Origin of the sequence: Lactobacillus sp. UMNPBX4 (assembly GCF_002554115.1) — a bacterium.
Lineage (GTDB): Bacteria > Bacillota > Bacilli > Lactobacillales > Lactobacillaceae > Lactobacillus > Lactobacillus gallinarum.
On sequence record NZ_PCZF01000130.1, the window covers coordinates 1 to 628 of the forward strand.

The window sequence follows — 628 nt, forward strand, 5'->3', positions numbered from 1 at the left end:
CTAATAATATATTTCATTATGGATGCGTTAACAACTTTTGATTTGTCGACTTGTTTGACAAAATCAGAATATTTTTCTTGTTTTCTAATTGACGGTAAAACTATTGGTATTTTACTCATAGTTGAAACAGGAAGCTGCGGCTGAGCAGAACCACTAGCAATTTTCATTTTTATTTTTTTAAGTTGTATTTTAAATTGCTCTATAAAAAACCTATCTATAATTTTTTCATGATTCATTCTCAAAATAACCATCCCAGAGTTTATTCTCAAATGATTATATGGTACTTTTTCTGTGTAAAGAGCAAGATTACCAATAGTTCCTCTTGTCGTTAATACAATATCCCCTAGATTTAACCGACCATTATGCAAAAGTTCATCTCTTTCTTTTGATATAAACATACATTTATGAAAATCAAATCCAGTGGTAGTAACATTTTTAGCATTTAAAAATAAACAATAACCATTAGTCTTAAAATCTTTAGCTCGTGGATAATTCTTACCTCTATCGCCATCTATGATTTGACAAATTTTCGTCATTGGCACTTCAGTAAGTTTTTTATTATTAATTATCGGATCACCAAACATCTCGACAAATCGGGCTTTGATTAAAGTGTCCAATTTTGCTAGTT

1 protein-coding gene is annotated in these 628 nt (G+C 29.5%); it reads right to left on the reverse strand.

Annotated elements, in window-relative coordinates; genetic code table 11:
- A partial coding sequence (locus CP355_RS10030; RefSeq protein WP_199161223.1) for a restriction endonuclease subunit S occupies window positions 1-628 on the reverse strand: 628 nt, incomplete at both ends.